Here is a 20,270-nt window from a genome sequence, read left to right as displayed (position 1 = left end):
GCCAGTAGCCAAATTGCTTCGTATACTTGTTCGCGTTGTGTTTCTTGACAATGGTATCGAAGGGACCTCGCGGCATCCCCTTCATTATTTCTTGAAAATTGGTTATTCTTAACATGTTGCAGGTTTGGTTTTTTAGTCGGCAAACCGAGGTTAACACTCGTAAACCAATGCCTGCAACATCCCACAGCTTAGTCAAGCAAATTATTCCGGACACCAGTGCGCGAAGGCGGGAATCCAGTGACGTAAAAGTCTAACGTCACTGGATCTCTGCCTACGCATGGATGATGTCTCAATCTTTCTAGCCTGATTGAACGCGATTGCAATTGATATTGTTTATTTTGATGTTGCTGTTGCTTTTGAATTTGTTTTTGACCTACCCCCGTTTGAGACGATGTAATTTGTGCTTCGCAAAAAATGGATAAGAAAGTGTTGTTGTTTGAGCCGTAGGCGAGTTTCAACACTTTTCCATTTTTTGTGATGCACAAATTATGCTGAAGCGCAGCGTAAGCACCCGAAGGGCGAGTCTACGGTCGCCTTTCTTTTGCTTACTTTTTCTTTGGCGAAGCAAAGAAAAGTAAGTAGCTGTCGGGCTACCCCCGACCTGTGAACGATGAGAAAGGGTGAAAGCGAATCTCACTTCAGCAGGCGGAGAAATGGTATTCGATAGCGTGAATCTAAGGTCGCCTTTTTTGGATTACCTTTTTTGGCGAAGCAAAAAAGGTAATTGCCTGTCGGGCCACACCCGACCTGCGAACGTAAATCAACAACAGAATTAAAAAAGGGAGGGAACCTTAAAGCTTCCTCCCTCCACAAAACCTCAAACACAAAACAAATAACTCTTATTCCTCACGACGCAAATGCGGGAACAAAATTACATCACGAATATTCGGTGAGTCTGTAATCAACATCATCAAACGATCAATCCCGATACCGCAACCACCGGTCGGTGGCAAGCCGTATTCCAGGGCACGAATATAATCCGCATCATAATACATCGCTTCCTCATCGCCGGCGTCTTTCGCGGCTACTTGTGCCATGAAGCGCGCTGCTTGATCTTCTGCATCATTCAATTCTGAGAAGCCATTGGCGATTTCGCGACCGGTCATGAACAACTCAAAACGTTCGGTAATACCAGCAACTGTATCCGATGCGCGTGCTAATGGAGAAACTTCCGCTGGATAGTCGATGATGTAAGTCGGTTCCCACAATTGTGCTTCGGCAGTCTCTTCAAACAAGGCTAATTGCAGTGCGCCTAAGCCCGCTGTCGCGAATGGTTTGACACCAAATTTCAATAACTCTGTTTTGATGAATTCCGCATCGTTCAATTGTTCTGTTGTGTAATGTGGGGCATATTTATTAATCGCACCGACAATCGTCAAACGTTGGAACGGCTTGGACAAATCTAATTCTTTACCTTGGTAAGTCAATACCGCAGTACCGTGCGCATCAATCGCTGCTTTGCGAATGACGGACTCGGTGAAATCCATTAACCACTTGTAATCCACGTAGGCCGCATAGAACTCCATCATGGTGAATTCTGGATTGTGACGTGGCGAAACACCTTCATTACGGAAGTTACGATTAACTTCAAATACGCGATCAAAACCGCCAACAACTAAACGTTTTAAGTACAGTTCTGGTGCGATACGCAAGTACATTTCCATGTCTAGCGCATTGTGATGTGTGATGAAAGGTTTTGCTGCTGCGCCACCTGGAATCACGTGCAACATCGGTGTTTCGACTTCCATAAAATCATGGCTATTCATGAAACTACGGATGGAATTCATTGCCGCAGTACGCGCTTTGAATGTGCGACGTGTTTCTTCGCTCATGATCAAGTCAACATAACGCTGACGGTACTTGGTTTCTTGATTCGACAGGCCGTGGAACTTGTCTGGAAGCGGGCGCAAAGATTTAGTCAGTAAGCGCAACTTCGTGACTTTGACGGTCAACTCGTCGGTCTTGGTTTTAAACAAAACACCTTCGATGCCGAGAATGTCGCCTAAGTCATAATGACGGAAGGCTTCCATTTCTGCTTCGCCCGTTTTGTCTGTCGTCACGTACAACTGAATGCGACCATCGGCTTTCAAACCAGACGCGTCTTGCAACGTGGCGAAGGCCGCTTTTTTGCCCGCTTCACGTTTAAGCATCATACGACCAGCGACAACGACTTCCACATTTTGTGCTTCTAAGTCTTCACGGCTCACATCACCATACTGCGCCTGCAAATCTGCCGCCTTATGCTGTGGACGGAAATCGTTAGGGAAGGCGACGCCTTTCGCACGAATCGCATCGAGCTTGGCACGACGCTCAGCGATGATCGAATTTTCGTCTTGTGGCAATTCTGCTGCTGGATTTTGTTGGTCGGACATGATTGTTCTCTAAAATGAAATTTTGATTCTTTAATAATGCAATCGGAAATGTGTGTGTAGAAATTTAATTATAGGAGTGCAGAACAAGGCGCCAATGCGCCCTAGAATTGGATTTATCCGCACATATTTTAAACACCCTGCTTGAGCGACGCGGCAATGAATCCGTCTAAATCGCCATCTAATACCGCCTTGGTATTACCCATCTCGTAGTTGGTACGCAAATCTTTAATCCGCGATTGATCCAAAACATAGGAGCGAATTTGATGACCCCAGCCGACATCGGTTTTGGTGTCTTCTAAATTTTGCTTCTCACTCATGCGTTTGCGCAATTCGAGTTCAAATAATTTCGCCTTCAACATTTCCCAAGCTTCAGCGCGGTTACGATGTTGACTACGATCATTTTGACATTGCACCACGATGCCTGATGGCGCGTGGGTTAAACGTACCGCGGAATCGGTTTTATTGATATGCTGCCCACCGGCACCCGAGGCGCGATAAGTATCGACGCGCACGTCGGCTGGGTTGATATCAATCTCAAACGACTCATCGACTTCTGGATACACGAACAAACTGGAGAAAGAAGTATGACGTCCATTCGCGGAGTCAAATGGCGACTTACGCACTAAACGATGCACGCCTGTTTCCGTGCGCAGGAAGCCATACGCATATTCGCCTTCGACTTTGAGTGTCGCAGTCTTAATGCCAGCAACCTCGCCATCGGATTGTTCCAAAATTTCGACCTTAAAGCCTTTGCGCTCGCAATACCGCAAATACTGACGCAACAACATGGAAGCCCAATCTTGTGCTTCGGTGCCGCCCGCGCCCGCTTGAATATCGATAAAGCAGTTGTTGGGATCCATAGGATTATTGAACATCCGGCGGAACTCCATGCCTTCGACTAATTCTTTGAGATGTGCTGCATCGGCTTCAATTGCTTCTAGCGTGTCTTCATCACCTTCTTCACGCGCCATGTTGAAGATTTCATTCGCATCTTTTAAATCGGCATCGATCTTGATTAAGGTATGGACAATGGCTTCTAAGGATTTCTTTTCTTTACCAAGTTCCTGTGCACGTTTGGGATCTTCCCAAACTTTGGGATCTTCTAATTCACCGTTAACTTGTTCGAGTTTCTCTGACTTGATATCGAAGTCAAAGATACCTCCGAAGTTCGGCTTCACGACTGGTTAAGTCGATGAGCAGGTTGGCTATACTATTGAGGCGTTCAGCTTCCATGTTGGCTCTTTAGGTGGGATAAATAAACCCTCAATTATACCTGAGTGATATGCGGTCAATGCAAATCACTGGTACAAATCACCATTGCAAATCCTATGAATTGCTTATCCAAGCCGCTTTTTACCGTAGCTATCGGCCACTGGACTTATTCGCAACTCTATTTGTAACTTTATTTACAACTTTATTCGTCACTCGACTGGTCGGTTTGTTTTCCGCTTTTTTAGGTTTGGCTGAATTGTAAGATAGGCCCGTTTTGGCGGCGGTTGGCGCGATTTTCGACGCGAGTCTATGCGCTGAATTTTTGCCGAAAGTGTTTAATTTTGGCGCAATACCGCGCTTAACTGGAACCGCTCCAGTAGTCACCAAATTCGCAACGACTGGTGCACGTGAGGGAATGAGATGGCGTTCACTGCTGCCGATTAAATCGCCGCGGCCCATGCGCAGCAAACCTTCTTTGACGATCTCGTAATTTTCTGGTGCGTGATAACGCAGTAAGGCTTTGTGAAATTTACGGATTTTGCCTGAGCGTGCGGTCTCCACCACCTCGGAATCCGCGGTGATTTTTTTCAGTGGATTTTTGCGCGTGTGGTACATGGTCGTTGCCAAAGCCATAGGCGTAGGCATGAAGGTTTGCACCTGATCGAGTTTAAAATCGTTCTTCTTTAACCACAAAGCCAAATTGACCATGTCTTCATCGGTTGTACCAGGATGTGCGGCGATGAAGTAGGGGATTAAATACTGTTCTTTGCCAGCTTCTTTAGAATACTTATGGAACATCGCTTTGAATTCATCATAGGCGCCGATACCTGGTTTCATCATTTTTGACAAAGTATTGGTTTCGGTATGTTCCGGTGCAATTTTTAACAGCCCACCCACATGATGTGTGACTAGCTCTTTGACGTATTCTGGTGAACGTACCGCTAGGTCATAGCGCAGACCTGAACTAATCAGAATTTTTTTCACGCCAGGAATGGCGCGCGCTTTACGATACAGCGAGATTAATTTGCTGTGGTCAGTATTCAAATTGCTGCAAATACCGGGATACACGCAGGACAAACGACGACACGATTCTTCAATCTTTTTGTCTTTGCATGCAAGGCGATACATATTGGCAGTCGGGCCACCCAGATCTGAAATGGTGCCGGTAAAACCTTTGGTCTTATCGCGAATTTCTTCAATTTCACGCAAGATGGATGGCTCTGAACGACTTTGAATAATCCGACCTTCATGTTCGGTAATCGAACAGAAAGTGCAACCACCAAAACAGCCACGCATGATGTTGATAGAGAACCTTATCATTTCCCATGCTGGTATGCGCGCTTTGCCGTAGCTAGGGTGGGGCGCACGTGCATAAGCACGGTCATACACTCCATCCATTTCATCCATCGCCAATGGCAGTGGAGGTGGATTAATCCAAACGTCACGTTCGCCGTGCGCTTGTGAAAGCGCTTTTGCATTACCTGGATTGGCTTCCAAATGAAATACCCGGGAAGCGTGGGCATACATGACAGGATCATCTTTAACCGCATCAAAAGATGGCAAACGGATGACCGTCTTGTTATGTTTGTTGCGCAACATGGCCTGACGCTCTTCACGGCTCATGATGCGGATTGCTTGCTGTTTGATAGTATCAGGAGTCGCAGCGAGTGGCGCAACATTATTGCCGACGGCATTTGCATCTGTCGCACTCGACCCATCGGTCGCGCAATTGGCGTCTTTTTCTGGCATCATTTCATACGGATTGGTATGTGCTTCTACCTTACCCGGCGTATCGATTTTGATCGACTGAATTTCTGTCCAATCCGCATCAGGCAGCCAATTAGATGGCGTCATGAACGCCGTACCGCGTAAATCACGAATTGCCTTAATCGGTTCACCGGCCGCAAGTCGGTGCGTTAAGTCTACTATGGCGCGCTCGGCATTTCCAAAGAGTAGGAGATCGGCTTTAGAGTCTGGCAATACCGAGCGTTTTACTTTATCAGACCAGTAATCGTAGTGCGCAATTCGGCGCAAGCTCGCTTCGATACTGCCGATCACGACATTCACTTCTGGGAAAGCTTCGCGAGCTCTTTGCGCATAAACGACCACCGCGCGGTCTGGGCGCTTATTCGGATCACCGTCTGGGGTATACGCATCTTCAGAGCGAATTTTACGATCAGCCGTATAACGGTTGACCATAGAATCCATATTGCCAGCAGTGATACCAAAATATAGATTGGGGCGCCCTAAGGCACGAAAATCTTCCGCTGAATGCCAATCAGGTTGACTGATAATCCCAACACGAAAACCTTGCTGCTCCAACAAACGTCCCACCAACGCCATACCAAAACTAGGATGATCAATATAGGCGTCGCCCGTAATTAAGATGACATCGCAACTATCCCAGCCTAAAACGTCCATTTCGGCACGTGACATAGGAAGAAAAGGCGCAGCATTTTTGCCGCCCACATCGGGACGGTAGCGTGGAGACGCAAATAGATTTTTCGGTGCAGGATTCATGGGCGCGATTCTACCTGAATCCCATGCACTGCGCCTGCGGTCATACTAGTTTCCAAGTACAAGCTTTGCTTGGTGCATGGTCATTCTTTATCAAAAAACCAATTCAAGAATCTGGTACCGCTATCCAAGAAGCGCTTAATTTTATTCGGCAAATTCTTCTAGTAGCGCAGTATTAACAATATAAACAATAACTTTTAACTATAATATCCGTGATATTGGTAAAATGAAAATCAACTGACGATATGTTCTACCTATGAAAAACGTCACAAAATTTTGATAAATTGAGGTGAAATTGTGGAATCGAAAAAAGTTTTATGTGAAAAGCAGCAAAACAAATCAAGCAGAATCGTCCCAATTGGATGCCTAGTATTAGCACTGGCCTTAAGTGCGTGCTCCAGCACGGGTGACAAGCGCGACGTCGATAAGACCACAGCCGATACAGTAGCAACGGAACAAAACAAGTCCGTACATTCGACCAAAGACAATGGCAGCGTTAAAAGCAAAGCAGAAACCGATGCCAGCTTGGACAATCGGGTTGGTTCCGCGATTACCTCGCCTTTGGGGGATTTAAATTTAGTACGCGCCGAAATTCCAGCAATTTTAATCAATGCGCGAAAAGCACCTTATGCAGTGCCTGATGATGCGGGCTGCGTCTGGTTCACAACTGAAATTCAGGGTTTAGACCAAATTCTCGGACCCGATTTAGACGCAGCAAAAGTCGATGCCAAAGGCAATATCATAGAAAAAGAATTGGGCAACGCTACGGTAAATGCATTAAAGAGTTTTACCGAAGGATTTGTACCATTCCGGTCTTTGGTTAGACGCATCACGGGCGCCGATAGTCACTCCCGCGAAGTAGCTGCTGCTGGCATGGCGGGAATAGTTCGACGCTCTTATCTAAAAGGTGTTGCTAGCGCCAAAGCCTGCCGTATCGATCCAGTTCCAGGAATGAGCGCTCCTCAAGCTGTTGGTGCGACACCTGTAGAAAAATAGTTAGTGTGACGGTTAGCTCTATTAACCAATAAGCCAAAAACGAGAGGGGGGACTTTGCTGCAGAGCGTCATAAGTATTCTCTGTGTGCGAAGTTGCCCGCCTATATAATTCATTTCCATACATCTATCGGATGTATTTACAAGATATTCCTGCACCTTAGGCTTACTTCATTTAATTTTACTCCACCAGATTATGCAAAGCTTCTCTCGATTGTTTCAAATAGTATCGTTCGTCGCGTCTGTTTCCGTTATTAGCTCTGTTGTAAGTTCTTTCGTCTCTCCGGCTCAAGCACAATCCGCAGCCAATACCACAAAATCTGCAACACAAAATTCCACGAATAATTTGGAAAAGTCGGTGGTTAAAGTGTTTTCTACTTTACGCGGACCAGATCCATTCAAACCTTGGGGCAAGGCCTCTCCACAAGAAGTCACTGGCTCTGGTGTAGTCATTGAAGGTCGTCGCATTTTGACCAATGCCCACGTAGTTGAATATGCCAGTCAAGTTCAGGTACAAACTGGACAAGAAGGAGATAAGGTCTCCGCCACGGTGGTCGCCATCTCAAGAGGTATGGATTTAGCGATATTGAAGCTCGATGACGAAAAATTCTTTGATACTCATGCGGCGGTACAACGTAGTAATAAATTGCCAGAAATTACTGACGCGGTGTTTGCTTATGGCTATCCGGCAGGTGGCAATTCTTTATCAATCACCAAGGGCATCGTATCTCGTATTGAGTTTGTTGATTACGACGGCAGTGTGGGCGGCTTACGTATTCAGATCGACGCTGCCATCAATCCAGGTAATAGCGGTGGGCCGGTAATCGCAGGCGACAAAATGATAGGACTAGCGTTTTCTGGATTAATGCACGCGCAAAATATTGGCTACATTATTCCTAACGAGGAAATCGAGTTATTTTTGAAAGATATCGCAGACCAAAAATATGATGGCAAGCCTATCCTGCTTGATGTAACCCAAACCTTCGAAAATCCTACCGTCCGTGAATATTTAAAACTGGATAAATCGATAGAGGGTTGCATTATTCATTTACCGTACACATCGGAAACGACCGAGTCTGCCTTAAAAGAATGGGATGTAGTCACACATATCGGCGACACAGCTATTGATAATCAATGTATGGTGAAATTAAAACCGAATGTGCGCGTGATGTTCAAGTATAAAGTGCAGCAAATAGCGCATCAGGGCAAAGTCCCCTTGACCGTAGTGCGAGCTGGCAAGAGCATGAAAATCGATGCACCGGTATTCGCTGGTCGTCCGCATTTGATTTCAGATTTAAAAGGTGGCTATCCTTCGTATTTCATCTACGGCCCCATCGTGTTTTCTCGTGCCACGGCAGAGTATTTGAGCTTTCTAAGTAATAATGCACCTGCTTTAAATGGCTATGCGTATAACGCAAGTCCATTAGTCACCTTACGTGGTGCTGCGCCCACAAAAGAACGTGAGGAATTAGTCGTCGTTAGTTCACCATTTTTTCCACACAAATTAGTAACAGGCTACAGCAACCGATTTGGTTCTGTGATTTATTCTATCAATGGTATTCCGGTAAAAAGTCTGAAACACCTGGTCTCGCTATTACGTGACTTAAAAGATGACTTGGTCGTTATTCATTATGATCAACGCTATGGCGAAACCATGGTCTTGCCTCGCAAAGCGATGGTGGCGGAAACCGAAGGAATATTGTCCGATAATGGTATTCGTTCGCAAGGATCGGCAGATATGATGGCGATCTGGAACGCGAAGTAATAAGCGGTGAAGCTGTATTGATCCGATACTAAATTAAGTGAATAAAGTAAAAAAGCACCGATTTTTTATGTCGGTGCTTTTATTTTGATTTAGTATTGATTAAGTCAAAAAATCGAGAGAAGTTTAAATTAATCAAACCGAATATCGATTAAAAAATAACGTGGTATTTTGAATTTTTTTCCTAATTCTTCTGGCGTACTACCAGCCTGATTAACGTCCACATATTTCAAGATACCGTTCTTACTTTGGTAGGGCATCATGAAACTTAAGATCGTTTGATTTTTATTAAGCGAGATGTTAGTTTCGCTGTTTTCTGTTTGCAGACTTTTGAGCATAAAGTCTTTCTGATCTGAGTCTAAAACAATCTCCTTCACCACACCAAATCCTAAAAAGCGGAAATCAAACTTCGCTTTATTACTGGAAGTTCGTTGTACCAAGACATTGAAGCCAAATTCTTGTTCTTTGATTTTAAAGAATTCGTCTTCAGTAGAATCAAAAATTTCATAAGTTTTCACCAGTTTATTTTGGTGAAAATCACGCAGGAAAATTTTGAAATTTTTACCCCACAAATCGGTTCCGCTAAATTTAACCTTGGTGTAGTTGATACCCTGAAAACGCAGTACGTTCATCAAGTCTTCATTTTCCACACCGTTCGCTGCACTTAATTTGATATTTGATTGAGCACTTGCAAAGCTGATAGGCAATAGCAATGTCGCTACTAAGAGGGCGATTTTACGCATAGAGTTTCCAATAAAATGGGAGAGTATGATTTTTGTCACTAGCCAGAATTTTATATCAAAATAAATCTATTTACTTTAAGTTTTACTTAAATTAATATGCGCATTAACGATATTTTTCAAAATTTTTCATTTCTATAGCAGAGAGTCCGTGATGAGTTCAGCGAATAATCCAAGCACAAAGGATATGAGTAAATTGAGTGTTTTTATTAAAGGTTTAGTCTTCATCTTTGCTTTAAATTTACTGATTGATCGTGGCGCTCAGTTGTTTCCCGTGTATAGCTTGGGAGGTAATTTCAATTTACTCAATACCTTGTTACTGTCTTTTAAATTACCGTCATTTTGGACGGGTCTGCTGGTGCCAGTTATATATTTATGCGCCTTATGGACGGCCGCCGATTTTTTGAAACATTTTGAATTCAGCAAGGTTTTTGATGACAAGTCACTTCGGAGTTTGCAAAGTATCGGTGCCGATTTAATGTATGCGGCGATGGCGGCAATTCTATTGGTGCCATCGCTAGAGGGCTGGATCAACCAAGGATCACGCTCCGTAAAAACGCTGTGGGATATAGAAGCTGTGACGATAGGAATGATAGGTTTGATATTGAAATATGTAGCGCAACGAGCGCGCAATCTTCAAATCAAAGTTGATGGATTTGTATAGCAGCCACCAAGTTGTATCATTTGGCGTAACGCCTAATAACTTTAGATAAGAAGCTCGATGCCTATTCGCGTTAATTTAGATGTCATGCTAGCGCGTAGAAAAATACGCGCCAAACAACTGGCAGAACAAATCGGACTTTCTGAGACACAATTATCGATGCTACGCACCGAGAAAGTTCGAGGCATACGTTTCGATACGCTCGCAAAAATCTGTCTGGTACTCGATTGCAAACCTGCCGACATATTGGACTACGATGTCGATACAGCAGATTTGCATACTGATGAAGAAGATTAAGCGGCCTCTATATGTTCGACCAATAACTGGACTTTAGTCACACCGTTGTACTCATTGGCATCAAGTCGGAATGCGACGTTGACACGTTCACCAAAACTGTCGGTATGCCCAAACCAAATAGCATCGTAACGCATGCCGTTTTTTTCCAAGACCATCTTTAGGTGCCGTTCTTTTAAAATGCGTTGCGATACTAATTTGAATTCATCACAGAATATGGGCGGCGCAAAACCTTGGCCCCATACTTGGCTATCGAGCAGTTCAATAAAATCAGTGGTGTAATACGCTTCTTCTAAAGGCCCATCTGTCTCGATGATTCTCTCTAATTGTTCCTGCCGTAGCCAAGATTTACCGACTGCTTCAAAGGCCAGTTGAAATGCAGTAAAGTCTTCCGCACGTAGGGTCAAACCTGCCGCCATGGCATGTCCGCCAAATTTCTGTATCAGACTCGGTGAATGTTTTGAAACCAGATCCAAAGCGTCACGCAAATGAAAGCCTGGAATAGAGCGTCCAGAGCCTTTGATGAAACCCTCATCGCCCGGCGCGAAGGTAATCGTTGGTCGGAAGAATTTATCTTTTAAGCGTGAGGCCACGATACCGATCACACCTTGATGCCAAGATTCGTCGAATACCGTAATAGTATGGGTATCTTGCGCTTGAAAATCATCCAGATGAAGCAAGGCGACATCTTGCATTTCGCGTTCTATATCTTTACGGTCCGCATTAATGCTATTAAGCCCTTGCGCAATTTGCCAAGCACGACCTTCGTCATCGGTGGTTAAACACTCGATACCTAGTGACATATCGGCTAATCGACCTGCTGCGTTTAAACGTGGGCCGACTGCAAATCCTAGATCAAATGGACTGGCTAAACGTGGTTCGCGCCCAGCAACACGAAATAGCGCGGCAATTCCAGCATGCATACGACCAGCACGCATACGCTTTAAACCTTGCGCGACCAAAATCCGATTATTTGGATCTAGTTTAACCACGTCAGCAACGGTGCCGAGCGCGACCAAATCCAGCAAAGTGTCTAATTTAGGCTGATTTTGTTGATCAAATACGTCTCGTTTTCTTAGCTCCGCACGCAGGGCCAGTAAGACATAAAACATGACACCAACACCCGCCAAGTTTTTACTGGGAAAATCACAAAAGGGCTGATTCGGATTCACGATAACACTCGCTTGCGGCAAACTATCCGCAGGCAAGTGATGATCCGTCACCAGCACTTGAATTCCTCGTGCGTTGGCAGCCGCCACCCCATCGATACTGGCAATACCATTATCAACCGTGACAATAATATCGGGTGACTTCTCGCGAGCTGTAAGTTCAACGATCTCCGGAGTTAAACCATAACCATATTCAAACCGATTCGGCACTATGTAATCGACTTGCGCACCCAGCATACGTAAGCCGCGCAGACCTACCGCACAAGCGGTGGCGCCATCACAATCATAATCGGCAACGATGACCATTTTTTTGCCGGCAGCTATCGCATCAGCTAAGAAAACGGCGGCTTTCTCACTATGAAGTAATCGCGTTGGCGGTATCAATGCGGGCAACTCGGTACGGAGTTCTTCTGCCGCTAAAATGCCGCGCGCAGCAAACAGTCTCGCGAGTACAGGATGTAGGCCACTTTGCTTAAGCATTTCAGCCTGACGAAACGAATAAGAACGGGTGCTAATACGTGTCATAAAAACGTGGGGGCTAGAATGATTCAAATGCGGTTGATTAAACGTAGCTAACTATGCAGACTAAGTTGCTAAGCTAGCAGTCGATGTGACGGCAGAGTCACTGCCGGCCAGAATAGCCAAGGGCTGCAACGACGCTTTACGCCAAAATTTCCAACTTTGCGGTGCTTTGCACTCAAATATCGCCAAACGATGTGTGTCACTGACCACCAGATTAAGCGCGCTCATTTTCTTGGTCTGTAATGCCTGTAATGCCGGCAAAAAACAAGTTTGCTCCAACTCATTCATTGCAGCCAACCAACTGCCCCAATCATTATTGAGATAGGCCGCGTTTAAGTTATCTAAAACGACCGCTTTGGCGTCAGAGGGAGTCGGTGAAGCCAAAATATCATGCAGTTTTGTGATGCCAAATACATGCTCTGGCACTTGTAATTTTTCACTACCACTATGCAGCCACACTGAATTAATCGTATCGAGTCCTTGATCGGCTCGACTTTGATTAACCGGATGGATATGCCATTGCATTTGTATTTCATTTTGCAATTTGCGCCATGCGACTTCGCATTCGCCTTTGGCAATCCAAATATCCATATTGTGTCCGCATGCGGCTTGCAAACTTGCTGTGGATAAGTTTCGCCAAGGATCTGCGCGTAAAAACCAAGTTTGTTTGTCACCAAAAATCAGGCTGTATCCTAATTCTGTGCAGAGACTTTCTGCCGCATCAAATAGCGTGCGAGATTCATCTTCGCTGATTGCCAAGCGCTGTGGGTCCGTCATGACCAAATGATCGCGTGCGACATGAATATGCACTGGACTCAGCGTAAACCAATAACCCTCTTCAGGGAGCACACCTGCTTGCTGCATAAAAAAATGGGTGAGGGCAGGGCTAGTACTGCGTTTGTCGCTCGCTAGTCCTGACTGGTTTGCATCGTCAAAATCTCGCGTTATCCAATATTCATGAGGTAATTGTCTGGATAATTCTTCAAACTCATGTAAAGCCACGGTTTTTGCGTGCCCCAATAAAGCCGCTAGCGACGGTGTACGCATCTGCTTCATCAACTCTTTAGCGAGTGATGTGGGTGGAATGCCAAAAGGCAAAATAATTTCTAAATAGCTCATACCGTCATTGTATGGCAAACTAGCGCCCTGTTAGAAAAATCCTCGGTTTTCTTGGATTTTTACTCTTCTGTTTTTTGAATGGAATTTACCGTTTCGTGAAAAATCTCTCCTTTGAATGGCTAGTCGGTCTGCGCTATACGCGGGCAGGGCGACGTAGTAGCCGGAATAGTTTTATATCTTTTATTTCCTTAATCTCCATGGCTGGCATCGCACTGGGTGTCGCAGCCCTAATTATTGTGCTCTCGGTGATGAATGGATTTCAGAAAGAAGTCCGTGATCGCATGCTATCGGTATTGCCTCATATCGAAGTATTTGACGCCAGTGGCGTTATTCCTGATTGGAAAGCCACTGCGGCCGAGGCAAAGAAGCATCCGGCCGTACTTGGCGCTGCACCTTACGTTGATGCACAAAGCATGATTGTGAACGATGGCGTGATGCGAGGCGCGATGTTGCGCGGCATTTTGCCAGAAGAAGAACCCAAAGTCTCGATCGTCGCTAGCAAAGTAAAAGCGGGCAAACTCAGCGACTTACGCGAGGGCGCTTTTAATATCATTTTAGGCGTAGATCTGGCTCGTGCGATGCACGTGAGTATCGGTGAAAAAGTAACCTTAGCAGCACCGGAAGGACAACTTACCCCAGCCGGTACGATACCTCGCCTCAAAGCATTTACCGTAGTCGCTATCTTCGAAGCTGGGCATTACGAATTTGATTCTGGCATGGCCTTTATCCATATCGCAGACGCACAGAAATTTTTCCGTCAAGAAGGCCCAACTGGTGTGCGTTTAAAAATCAAAGATATGCTAAAGGCGCCGCAAGTTGCCTTTGACCTGAGTCGTAGCTTGGGCGGTAATTTGATTACTCGTGATTGGTCGCAGCAAAACAGTAATTACTTCGCTGCCGTCAAAACCGAAAAAACCATGATGTTTATTATCTTGACTTTGATTATTGCGGTGGCAGCCTTCAATTTGGTATCAACCTTAGTCATGACAGTCACAGAAAAACAAGCTGATATCGCCATCTTACGAACACTAGGCGCATCGCCTATGTCTATCATGAAAATTTTTATGGTGCAGGGTGGATTGGTTGGCTTATTTGGTACGGCATTAGGTGTTTTATCCGGCATTGTCGTTGCATTAAACATAGAAGTAATCGTGCCATTTATCGAACGTGTGTTGGGCATACAATTTTTAGCAAAAGAAGTCTATGTGATCAGTAGTCTGCCCTCAGATCTCCATTGGTCGGATGTCTGGACGATAGGCGCGATTGCGGTTGTACTCGCTTTTCTGGCGACAATTTATCCTAGCTGGCGTGCAGCCCGCGTGAAACCTGCGGAGGCACTGCGCTATGAGTAAAATTCAAACAGTATTGTCATGTAAAAACCTAGCCAAAACTTTTGGTCAAGGCGAGCAGGCCGTCAAAGTATTGCAGGGTATTGATTTTTCTATCGCAGCCGGTGAACGGGTTGCCATCGTTGGCGCATCCGGCTCTGGCAAATCAACCTTATTGCATTTGTTGGGGGGCTTAGATACACCAAGCAAAGGTATTGTGAATTTATTAGGCAATGATTTTGCAAATATGAGCGAATCAGCGCGTGGTGATTTACGTAATCAATCTTTGGGTTTCGTGTACCAATTCCATCATTTATTACCTGAATTTTCTGCCCTCGATAATGTCGCTATGCCCTTATTGATACGCCGTATGAAGCGCGCTGACGCTCAGGCTGCTGCGCAAACAGTGCTGGCAAAAGTGGGGTTAGCACACCGAGTTACGCATGTTCCAGGCGAGCTATCAGGCGGCGAAAGACAAAGGGTTGCACTGGCACGAGCATTGGTCACTAATCCAGCTTGTGTACTGGCCGATGAGCCAACCGGCAATCTCGATCGCGGAATTGCCGATCAGGTTTTTGCCCTGATGCTGGAATTATCTCGTACTCTTGGAACTGCTTTTGTGATCGTTACGCATGATATGGATCTTGCCAAACGCTGTGACCGAGTTCTAAGACTTACCGCCAACGGCATCGTGCAAGCCTGATTTTAAGTTGGAGTAAATTCTAAATTGAGGGACGGCCGGGATTCGTGTGAAATTCATCAAAAACTACTGTAATTAATTGATTATTATAGGATTTTTGTTTTGTAATTCATTGGTGGAAGTTCTCGTTCGAGATCCAAAGTGTAGTCACCAAAGCGGTTGATATGTTCGGTTCGATATGGTGCCAAACCTGCTAATATTTCCTCGCTAATTGGCCAACCCTCTTCCTGCATTTCTTTCAATACGCCTGTCATCGCTTCAACATTATGTAGAATCGCAAGGTTGGCAACCAACTGATTGTATTTAACCACTTTACGCTGTTCATGCCGAACATTCTCAGCGATGATTCCTTGATTTCCAAAAAACAGCCATTTGATAAACTGATTAAACTCTTCGCTTTTGTTGGTGGCCGCCTGAATGGTTTTACGTAATTCGACATCACCCAAGTACTTGAGCAAAAATTCGGTACGAACAACTCTACCCAATTCACGAAACGCGAAATAAAGCTTATTTTTACGACTTGCTGTGCCTAATCGCCTTAAGATAGTCGATGGCGTTATTTTTCCAGCCTTGATAGACAAAGCGATACGTAGCATATCTGGTAGATGCGTTTCGATCAGTTCCCAATTAATAGATTCACTAAATAGTCCATTAATATGCTCATACTTTGCTGTGCGATCTGGTTTAAAGAAAACCAAACTTTTTAGATTGCGAATTCTCGGCATTAGTTTAATTCCCAACAGGTACGCTAATCCGAAGACAGGTGCGCTTTGTGCATGCGTATCGCCGTGTAGAGTGTCAGGCTGAATGTCAGATTCATTTTTTATTAGTCCATCCAAGATATAGATCGCTTCATAGACGCCGCATGGAATGAAATGGCTAAATAAAGCGATATACATATCTGATACGTGGTAGTAGCCGATGCCACCATACCCACCATAACGAATGTGATATTCCGACAGAAGGTTTTGTTCGTATAAATTCCATTTCGTTCCATCCGCAGAAGCACTCTTGCCACTGCCCCAATATTTGGGAAGTAGAAATTTATTGTAAGCGTTGACTACCTGCACAATCGATTTCTCGATGCGTTCTTCGGTAATATGATGTAGGTTGAGCCATGCAACTTGCTTTCGGGAGATGCCTTTTACAGACCTTGCTGTTTGCGTAGGACCCAAATTGCAACCGTAGCAAAACAGTGTCGTCACAAAACGTTTGCGCGGATCGTCGATTTTCGATTCGAAACCAGAAAGAGGACCAAATTGTTTATGCAGATCTAGCCAACTTTCTGATTCCACTAATAAATCTAGGATGTTTTTCTCTGGAAGACGTGACGTTAGTTCTTTATCGATTTGTTTCAGTGCTTCGGGTTTTTCATTTTTAACATGTTTGCGTACTATGATTTCTGTTCCGTTCAAATCAACATGTTCATTGTCCGGAAACCCACGATCGACAAGTATAGCCGTATCAGATAGCAACTTCTTGAGACCTGAGGAAAACGCCTTAGCGTCAATCGGAATATTCAACATCGTTCCGTAGTCCATTACTTGCTCTTTATACGTTTCCCAATCAATGAGCTGTGTTCGATGATCGCTGTATTGATCACTATCAGCAACAAATAAATCTCCAGACTGCAATTCTTGCATCACTTCAGTCAATACACAAAGTTCAAAATACTTGCGATTGACTTCTGCTACTTGCCCTGATCGTTGGCCGGTAACTAATTTACGCCATTTCTCAGGCACCCATTTAAGATTAAGGTTGGCATTGATAATGGATAACCATTCTTTATGGCTCTGTCGATTTTGAAGAATGAATTGAATTGCTTCAATCAAAGAGCTATCCGCAGTACTCGATTCCAAATTCAATAGTTCAATACAGTTCAAAAGCAATGGACGCTGTGTCTGATAGGGATTTAGTAAAAATGGCAGGTAATTATTCCCAGCATAAGCCATATGTTCTTCACACTCAGCTATCAATAGCTCAGGGTTTTCATGAATTGCGGCGGCTATATTTTTTCCACGCTCTTGGTCGTCCGCCCCTTCTTGAAAGGCCTCGAGCAGATCACGTAATTGAGATACTAGTTTCTCAGCTCGTTTTTGATGCTCCAAATAATAGTCGCGTAGTTGTTCTTCGGCTCCATAATGAATTTTACGTAACTTTCGCACGAACATGTCCACCGCGTCGTCCAACGCTTTGCCCAGTTGTGCGTGGAATAGAACTATCATAAGCGCATAGCGCTTGCTAGGCTTGATCGCTCTCAGATCTGGTGTGTCTAATGCTCGCGCTTCATCCACATACTGGTGATATTTGATAATTGGAATGTGAGAGACAGTTGGAAGCTGTCCTGCCCAACTCTTAAGCCATTTAACGTGTTCGAGATAATACTTAATTTCTGTATTTGTCGGCTTCTTGGGTTCACGCTTAAGTTGCTGCCATCCACTAATCTGATGAACGGGATGTGGTAAAAGCATTGAATCAAATTGTATGATCACTTCAGATCGCAACGGTTCTGATAAGGTGCGGAAGTAATTTTCGTTCACCTGATTGCGTACCCTTTGAGCGGTGCGATTAATTCCACTAAATGCAGGTAGTTCAAATCGTTGGCGAACGAGTTCTTCAATAATTACATTTACAATGTCTGCTAAATCTTGTTTTGTCTGTGCAGCATTTTGTGCCGCATTAAGGATGGCAGCGTCTGTATCCTTTGAAATTGGTTTTATTTTCAAATGTCCTCGAATTGCCTCCATGAACCGCTGGCGTGTGTTTGATTTCTCAAGCGCCAATAGTTCACGCGTTGCGACCGCTCGAGCTCCAATGCTTTTGGTAAGAAATGCCAAAATTGCCGGTGGTACGTCCGCCAACATTACAAAATACCCTAAGCGCTGAACAGTTTTCAGTAAAACTAGTAGATACAAGCGTCCAGTGACGGTTTTACCAAGGCGTCTTGAGAGTCGGAGCTCCACGTCTGTTGGATTGTAAATGTCCTCAAGTTCTCGTTGTGTGAGATCTGTCTTAAAACGCGGATACGCCGTTTCGTGCACGCTGCTCATTAAAATGACTCGCTGAATAATTAGCCAAAGAAGATCTTTGGCGAAAAATTATGCTTTGTAATTTGTTTTCCGGCAAATAAAACTCTAGTTTTTTAGTGTATTTTCGTAGTGCCAAAAAGACAGTTCGTTTAGGGAGTATCCTATGGATACCATTCGGTATTTCGTTAGTCCGAAAACGAACTTATTCACCGTAAATTGATCGTAATTAAAAAGTCTCCACCCTATTTGGGTGACATGACTTTTCTAGTAGTTTGCCTTAAGTTCACATCCCCTAAAAATCATAAAAAGCGAATATCGAACAAGAAAGTTTTCAATTAGTTTGAAGATTATCTTTAACGGATGAGCCGTTAAACATCGCTATGCCACGCAAACCAACGCCATAAGCATTGAAGCCTAGAGGTTTCCATGACTTTTGGTAATCGAAGTTGTCATGATGATGGCCATGAAAACTCCAAGCTACGTTCATCGAGCGTGCCAGTTGGTCGATAGCGGAGAATCCATGGGGGTGGCAACTAGGCGCCTCATGCGTTACTAGAATGTCTGCTTTCTGACTAGCTAATGATGCATAGTCGATCGGGAAGATGGTACTGCGATGCTTTCTGGTGAGCCCTCCACGCCACAAGTTTCCCTTACCGCCATGGCATGCGTAGTCTTCTTGTGAAGCGAACTTGGGATCATTGGGCGGCATCCACACTTGACCTCTAAAAACGCCTCCAAGACCGGCAATCCTATACCCGCCAATGTCGACCACGCGGCCATGTAAATTTCGGTCGGCGAGTCCTGAGCTAAAAAGATGGTCAAAGTCAGCATCAGAATCTGTGTCGTGATTTCCATGAATAAACCAGACTTCCGTCAGGCCTATAATTTCTTGGAGTTCGACTTCTAACGGTCGTTTGGCTTGCAAGTCACCTAAGAAAATAATCGCGACTGGTCGATATAATTTCACTGCATCAATCACATGCTGAAACTCACCGTGGGTATCTCCGCAAAAAAATAGTTCAACCATTTACTTTTGTGAGAAGCAATTGCTCGTCGACGATATCGACGTTGATAACGTCACCTTCATGCCAATCAAGTTTCTCCAGTAACTCCTTGGGGAATTCGACATAGCAATCGCCGCTTCCATCGCCAGCATCGATCAATGTGACTTCCCACTTGCTTAATGAATTATCCGTTAAACTCATGATGATAATCTTGGTGAACTTTCTAACCACCAATTGCTAAACGTGCGTAGATCTTTGTGACTTGAATCGATGTCGTCGAGCTCAGTGCCGATATTAGGTGTGCCATTCGTTTCTCGAGTGATGAGTGCGCGATGAATGGTCGGGGAAACGCCGCGGTGATAAGGTAGAAAATCATCTACAAAACCGACTGGTTTCAACAAGTTTAGTGCCGTAGCTTTAGGACTCATTGCCCCGGTCGTACTGCTAGTCGCAATGACCCGACGAATAGGAAAGCCAAGGTTTGTCAAATTCTCTAATCGTGCGTTTTCGAATTTGAACTCAATGGCGCTAACACAAACCAGTTCAAATCCTGCATCGTGCAATTGATTGCAGGCGTGTATTGCACCATCGATTGCAGGGATAGTTCTCCAAAAATCTTCGTTAAAAAAACGTCGAAAATGCACGAGTTCATCGCCATCTAATTTGCGTACGTTCCAGCGATCTATTGGCCAATAGGCGTTTGGGTCTTTTAATGAAGGACAATGGTTAAATGCTTTCTCCCAAGCGCTGCGATAAGCGATGTGATAATCCAGTAATACGCCGTCAGCGTCCAAGGCAATAATCGGTTTAACCATGTGTCGTCTGCAAAGATTTCAGTAAATTTACTGG

General features: G+C 44.7%; 16 protein-coding genes. 6 read left to right on the top strand and 10 right to left on the bottom strand.

Features of this window, described 5'->3' with window-relative positions; all coding sequences use genetic code 11:
* Nucleotides 1-839 precede the first annotated feature (839 nt).
* The 3 genes from lysS to ACFFJH_RS18935 all read right to left on the bottom strand — a co-directional run bounded on the left by lysS (nucleotide 840) and on the right by ACFFJH_RS18935 (nucleotide 6,020).
* Nucleotides 840-2,372 carry a lysine--tRNA ligase gene (gene lysS, locus ACFFJH_RS18945; protein ID WP_212682761.1) on the bottom strand — a complete coding sequence of 511 codons (1,533 nt, stop codon included), beginning with the start codon at nucleotides 2,370-2,372 and terminating at the stop codon, nucleotides 840-842.
* 128 nt (nucleotides 2,373-2,500) lie between these two features.
* A protein-coding gene (gene prfB / locus ACFFJH_RS18940) for a peptide chain release factor 2 (RefSeq protein ID WP_212673690.1) occupies nucleotides 2,501-3,605 on the bottom strand; the annotation gives its coding sequence in 2 pieces (ribosomal slippage) (nucleotides 2,501-3,523 and nucleotides 3,525-3,605; 1,104 coding nt in all).
* Between the two features lie 129 nt (nucleotides 3,606-3,734).
* Complete coding sequence (locus tag ACFFJH_RS18935; protein WP_390214621.1) at nucleotides 3,735-6,020, bottom strand: YgiQ family radical SAM protein; 2,286 nt, start codon at nucleotides 6,018-6,020, stop codon at nucleotides 3,735-3,737.
* 378 nt (nucleotides 6,021-6,398) lie between these two features.
* Here ACFFJH_RS18935 and ACFFJH_RS18930 point away from each other — a divergent pair, with 378 nt between their 5' ends.
* Together ACFFJH_RS18930 and ACFFJH_RS18925 are read left to right on the top strand one after the other, a co-directional pair.
* Entirely contained in the window at nucleotides 6,399-7,097 is a 699-nt protein-coding gene (locus ACFFJH_RS18930; RefSeq protein ID WP_390214620.1) for a hypothetical protein, read from the top strand.
* Nucleotides 7,098-7,289: 192 nt separating this feature from the next.
* Nucleotides 7,290-8,858: a S1C family serine protease gene (locus ACFFJH_RS18925; protein ID WP_390214618.1), complete on the top strand. Its 1,569-nt coding sequence runs from the start codon at nucleotides 7,290-7,292 to the stop codon at nucleotides 8,856-8,858.
* A gap of 128 nt (nucleotides 8,859-8,986) precedes the next feature.
* Here ACFFJH_RS18925 and ACFFJH_RS18920 read toward each other — a convergent pair whose 3' ends face one another.
* Nucleotides 8,987-9,598 carry a hypothetical protein gene (locus ACFFJH_RS18920; RefSeq protein WP_390214617.1) on the bottom strand — a complete coding sequence of 204 codons (612 nt, stop codon included), beginning with the start codon at nucleotides 9,596-9,598 and terminating at the stop codon, nucleotides 8,987-8,989.
* A 151-nt stretch (nucleotides 9,599-9,749) separates the two neighbouring features.
* On the opposite strand from ACFFJH_RS18920, the gene ACFFJH_RS18915 reads away from it, so the two are divergent.
* Together ACFFJH_RS18915 and ACFFJH_RS18910 are read left to right on the top strand one after the other, a co-directional pair.
* Entirely contained in the window at nucleotides 9,750-10,259 is a 510-nt protein-coding gene (locus ACFFJH_RS18915) for a hypothetical protein (RefSeq protein WP_390214616.1), read from the top strand.
* A gap of 57 nt (nucleotides 10,260-10,316) precedes the next feature.
* Nucleotides 10,317-10,553, top strand: coding sequence for a helix-turn-helix domain-containing protein (locus tag ACFFJH_RS18910; RefSeq protein ID WP_390214615.1), 237 nt, complete (start codon nucleotides 10,317-10,319; stop codon nucleotides 10,551-10,553).
* Here the strand turns inward: ACFFJH_RS18910 and recJ are convergent.
* Nucleotides 10,550-12,244 carry a single-stranded-DNA-specific exonuclease RecJ gene (recJ, locus tag ACFFJH_RS18905; RefSeq protein ID WP_390214614.1) on the bottom strand — a complete coding sequence of 565 codons (1,695 nt, stop codon included), beginning with the start codon at nucleotides 12,242-12,244 and terminating at the stop codon, nucleotides 10,550-10,552. The two genes, ACFFJH_RS18910 and recJ, sit on opposite strands and share 4 nt — an antisense overlap.
* 60 nt (nucleotides 12,245-12,304) lie before the next feature.
* On the bottom strand, nucleotides 12,305-13,378 hold the full coding sequence (locus tag ACFFJH_RS18900; protein WP_390214613.1) for a hypothetical protein: 1,074 nt from the start codon (nucleotides 13,376-13,378) through the stop codon (nucleotides 12,305-12,307).
* 77 nt (nucleotides 13,379-13,455) lie between these two features.
* Here ACFFJH_RS18900 and ACFFJH_RS18895 point away from each other — a divergent pair, with 77 nt between their 5' ends.
* Complete coding sequence (locus tag ACFFJH_RS18895; protein WP_390214612.1) at nucleotides 13,456-14,712, top strand: lipoprotein-releasing ABC transporter permease subunit; 1,257 nt, start codon at nucleotides 13,456-13,458, stop codon at nucleotides 14,710-14,712.
* The gene (lolD, locus tag ACFFJH_RS18890; protein WP_390214611.1) at nucleotides 14,705-15,391 is read left to right on the top strand and encodes a lipoprotein-releasing ABC transporter ATP-binding protein LolD; all 687 of its coding nucleotides are present in this window, start codon (nucleotides 14,705-14,707) and stop codon (nucleotides 15,389-15,391) included. The genes ACFFJH_RS18895 and lolD overlap by 8 nt, the downstream gene beginning before the upstream one ends.
* Nucleotides 15,392-15,474: 83 nt before the next feature.
* Here the strand turns inward: lolD and ACFFJH_RS18885 are convergent, their stop codons facing one another.
* The 4 genes from ACFFJH_RS18885 to ACFFJH_RS18870 all read right to left on the bottom strand — a co-directional run bounded on the left by ACFFJH_RS18885 (nucleotide 15,475) and on the right by ACFFJH_RS18870 (nucleotide 20,236).
* Nucleotides 15,475-18,438 carry a Tn3 family transposase gene (locus tag ACFFJH_RS18885; RefSeq protein WP_390214610.1) on the bottom strand — a complete coding sequence of 988 codons (2,964 nt, stop codon included), beginning with the start codon at nucleotides 18,436-18,438 and terminating at the stop codon, nucleotides 15,475-15,477.
* A 310-nt stretch (nucleotides 18,439-18,748) separates the two neighbouring features.
* A complete protein-coding gene (locus ACFFJH_RS18880; RefSeq protein WP_390214609.1) occupies nucleotides 18,749-19,444 on the bottom strand; it encodes a metallophosphoesterase family protein in 696 nt (231 codons plus the stop codon).
* A complete protein-coding gene (locus tag ACFFJH_RS18875; RefSeq protein WP_390214607.1) occupies nucleotides 19,437-19,622 on the bottom strand; it encodes an AbrB/MazE/SpoVT family DNA-binding domain-containing protein in 186 nt (61 codons plus the stop codon). The genes ACFFJH_RS18880 and ACFFJH_RS18875 overlap by 8 nt, the downstream gene beginning before the upstream one ends.
* Nucleotides 19,619-20,236: a 5' nucleotidase, NT5C type gene (locus ACFFJH_RS18870; RefSeq protein ID WP_390214606.1), complete on the bottom strand. Its 618-nt coding sequence runs from the start codon at nucleotides 20,234-20,236 to the stop codon at nucleotides 19,619-19,621. The genes ACFFJH_RS18875 and ACFFJH_RS18870 overlap by 4 nt, the downstream gene beginning before the upstream one ends.
* Nucleotides 20,237-20,270 lie beyond the last annotated feature (34 nt).

The organism is Affinundibacterium danionis, assembly GCF_042432465.1.
Lineage (GTDB): Bacteria > Pseudomonadota > Gammaproteobacteria > Burkholderiales > Burkholderiaceae_D > Undibacterium > Undibacterium danionis.
The sequence above is the reverse complement of the archived record's forward strand: the minus strand, read 5'-3'. Positions and strand labels throughout refer to the sequence as shown.

Coding starts and splice junctions, on each gene's coding strand:
- lysS (WP_212682761.1), bottom strand. CDS start 2,372: ATGTCCGACCAACAAAATCCAGCAGCAGAATTGCCACAAGACGAAAAT.
- ACFFJH_RS18935 (WP_390214621.1), bottom strand. CDS start 6,020: ATGTCACGTGCCGAAATGGACGTTTTAGGCTGGGATAGTTGCGATGTC.
- ACFFJH_RS18925 (WP_390214618.1), top strand. CDS start 7,290: ATGCAAAGCTTCTCTCGATTGTTTCAAATAGTATCGTTCGTCGCGTCT.
- ACFFJH_RS18920 (WP_390214617.1), bottom strand. CDS start 9,598: ATGCGTAAAATCGCCCTCTTAGTAGCGACATTGCTATTGCCTATCAGC.
- ACFFJH_RS18915 (WP_390214616.1), top strand. CDS start 9,750: ATGAGTTCAGCGAATAATCCAAGCACAAAGGATATGAGTAAATTGAGT.
- ACFFJH_RS18910 (WP_390214615.1), top strand. CDS start 10,317: ATGCCTATTCGCGTTAATTTAGATGTCATGCTAGCGCGTAGAAAAATA.
- recJ (WP_390214614.1), bottom strand. CDS start 12,244: ATGACACGTATTAGCACCCGTTCTTATTCGTTTCGTCAGGCTGAAATG.
- lolD (WP_390214611.1), top strand. CDS start 14,705: ATGAGTAAAATTCAAACAGTATTGTCATGTAAAAACCTAGCCAAAACT.
- ACFFJH_RS18885 (WP_390214610.1), bottom strand. CDS start 18,438: ATGAGCAGCGTGCACGAAACGGCGTATCCGCGTTTTAAGACAGATCTC.
- ACFFJH_RS18880 (WP_390214609.1), bottom strand. CDS start 19,444: ATGGTTGAACTATTTTTTTGCGGAGATACCCACGGTGAGTTTCAGCAT.
- ACFFJH_RS18875 (WP_390214607.1), bottom strand. CDS start 19,622: ATGAGTTTAACGGATAATTCATTAAGCAAGTGGGAAGTCACATTGATC.
- ACFFJH_RS18870 (WP_390214606.1), bottom strand. CDS start 20,236: ATGGTTAAACCGATTATTGCCTTGGACGCTGACGGCGTATTACTGGAT.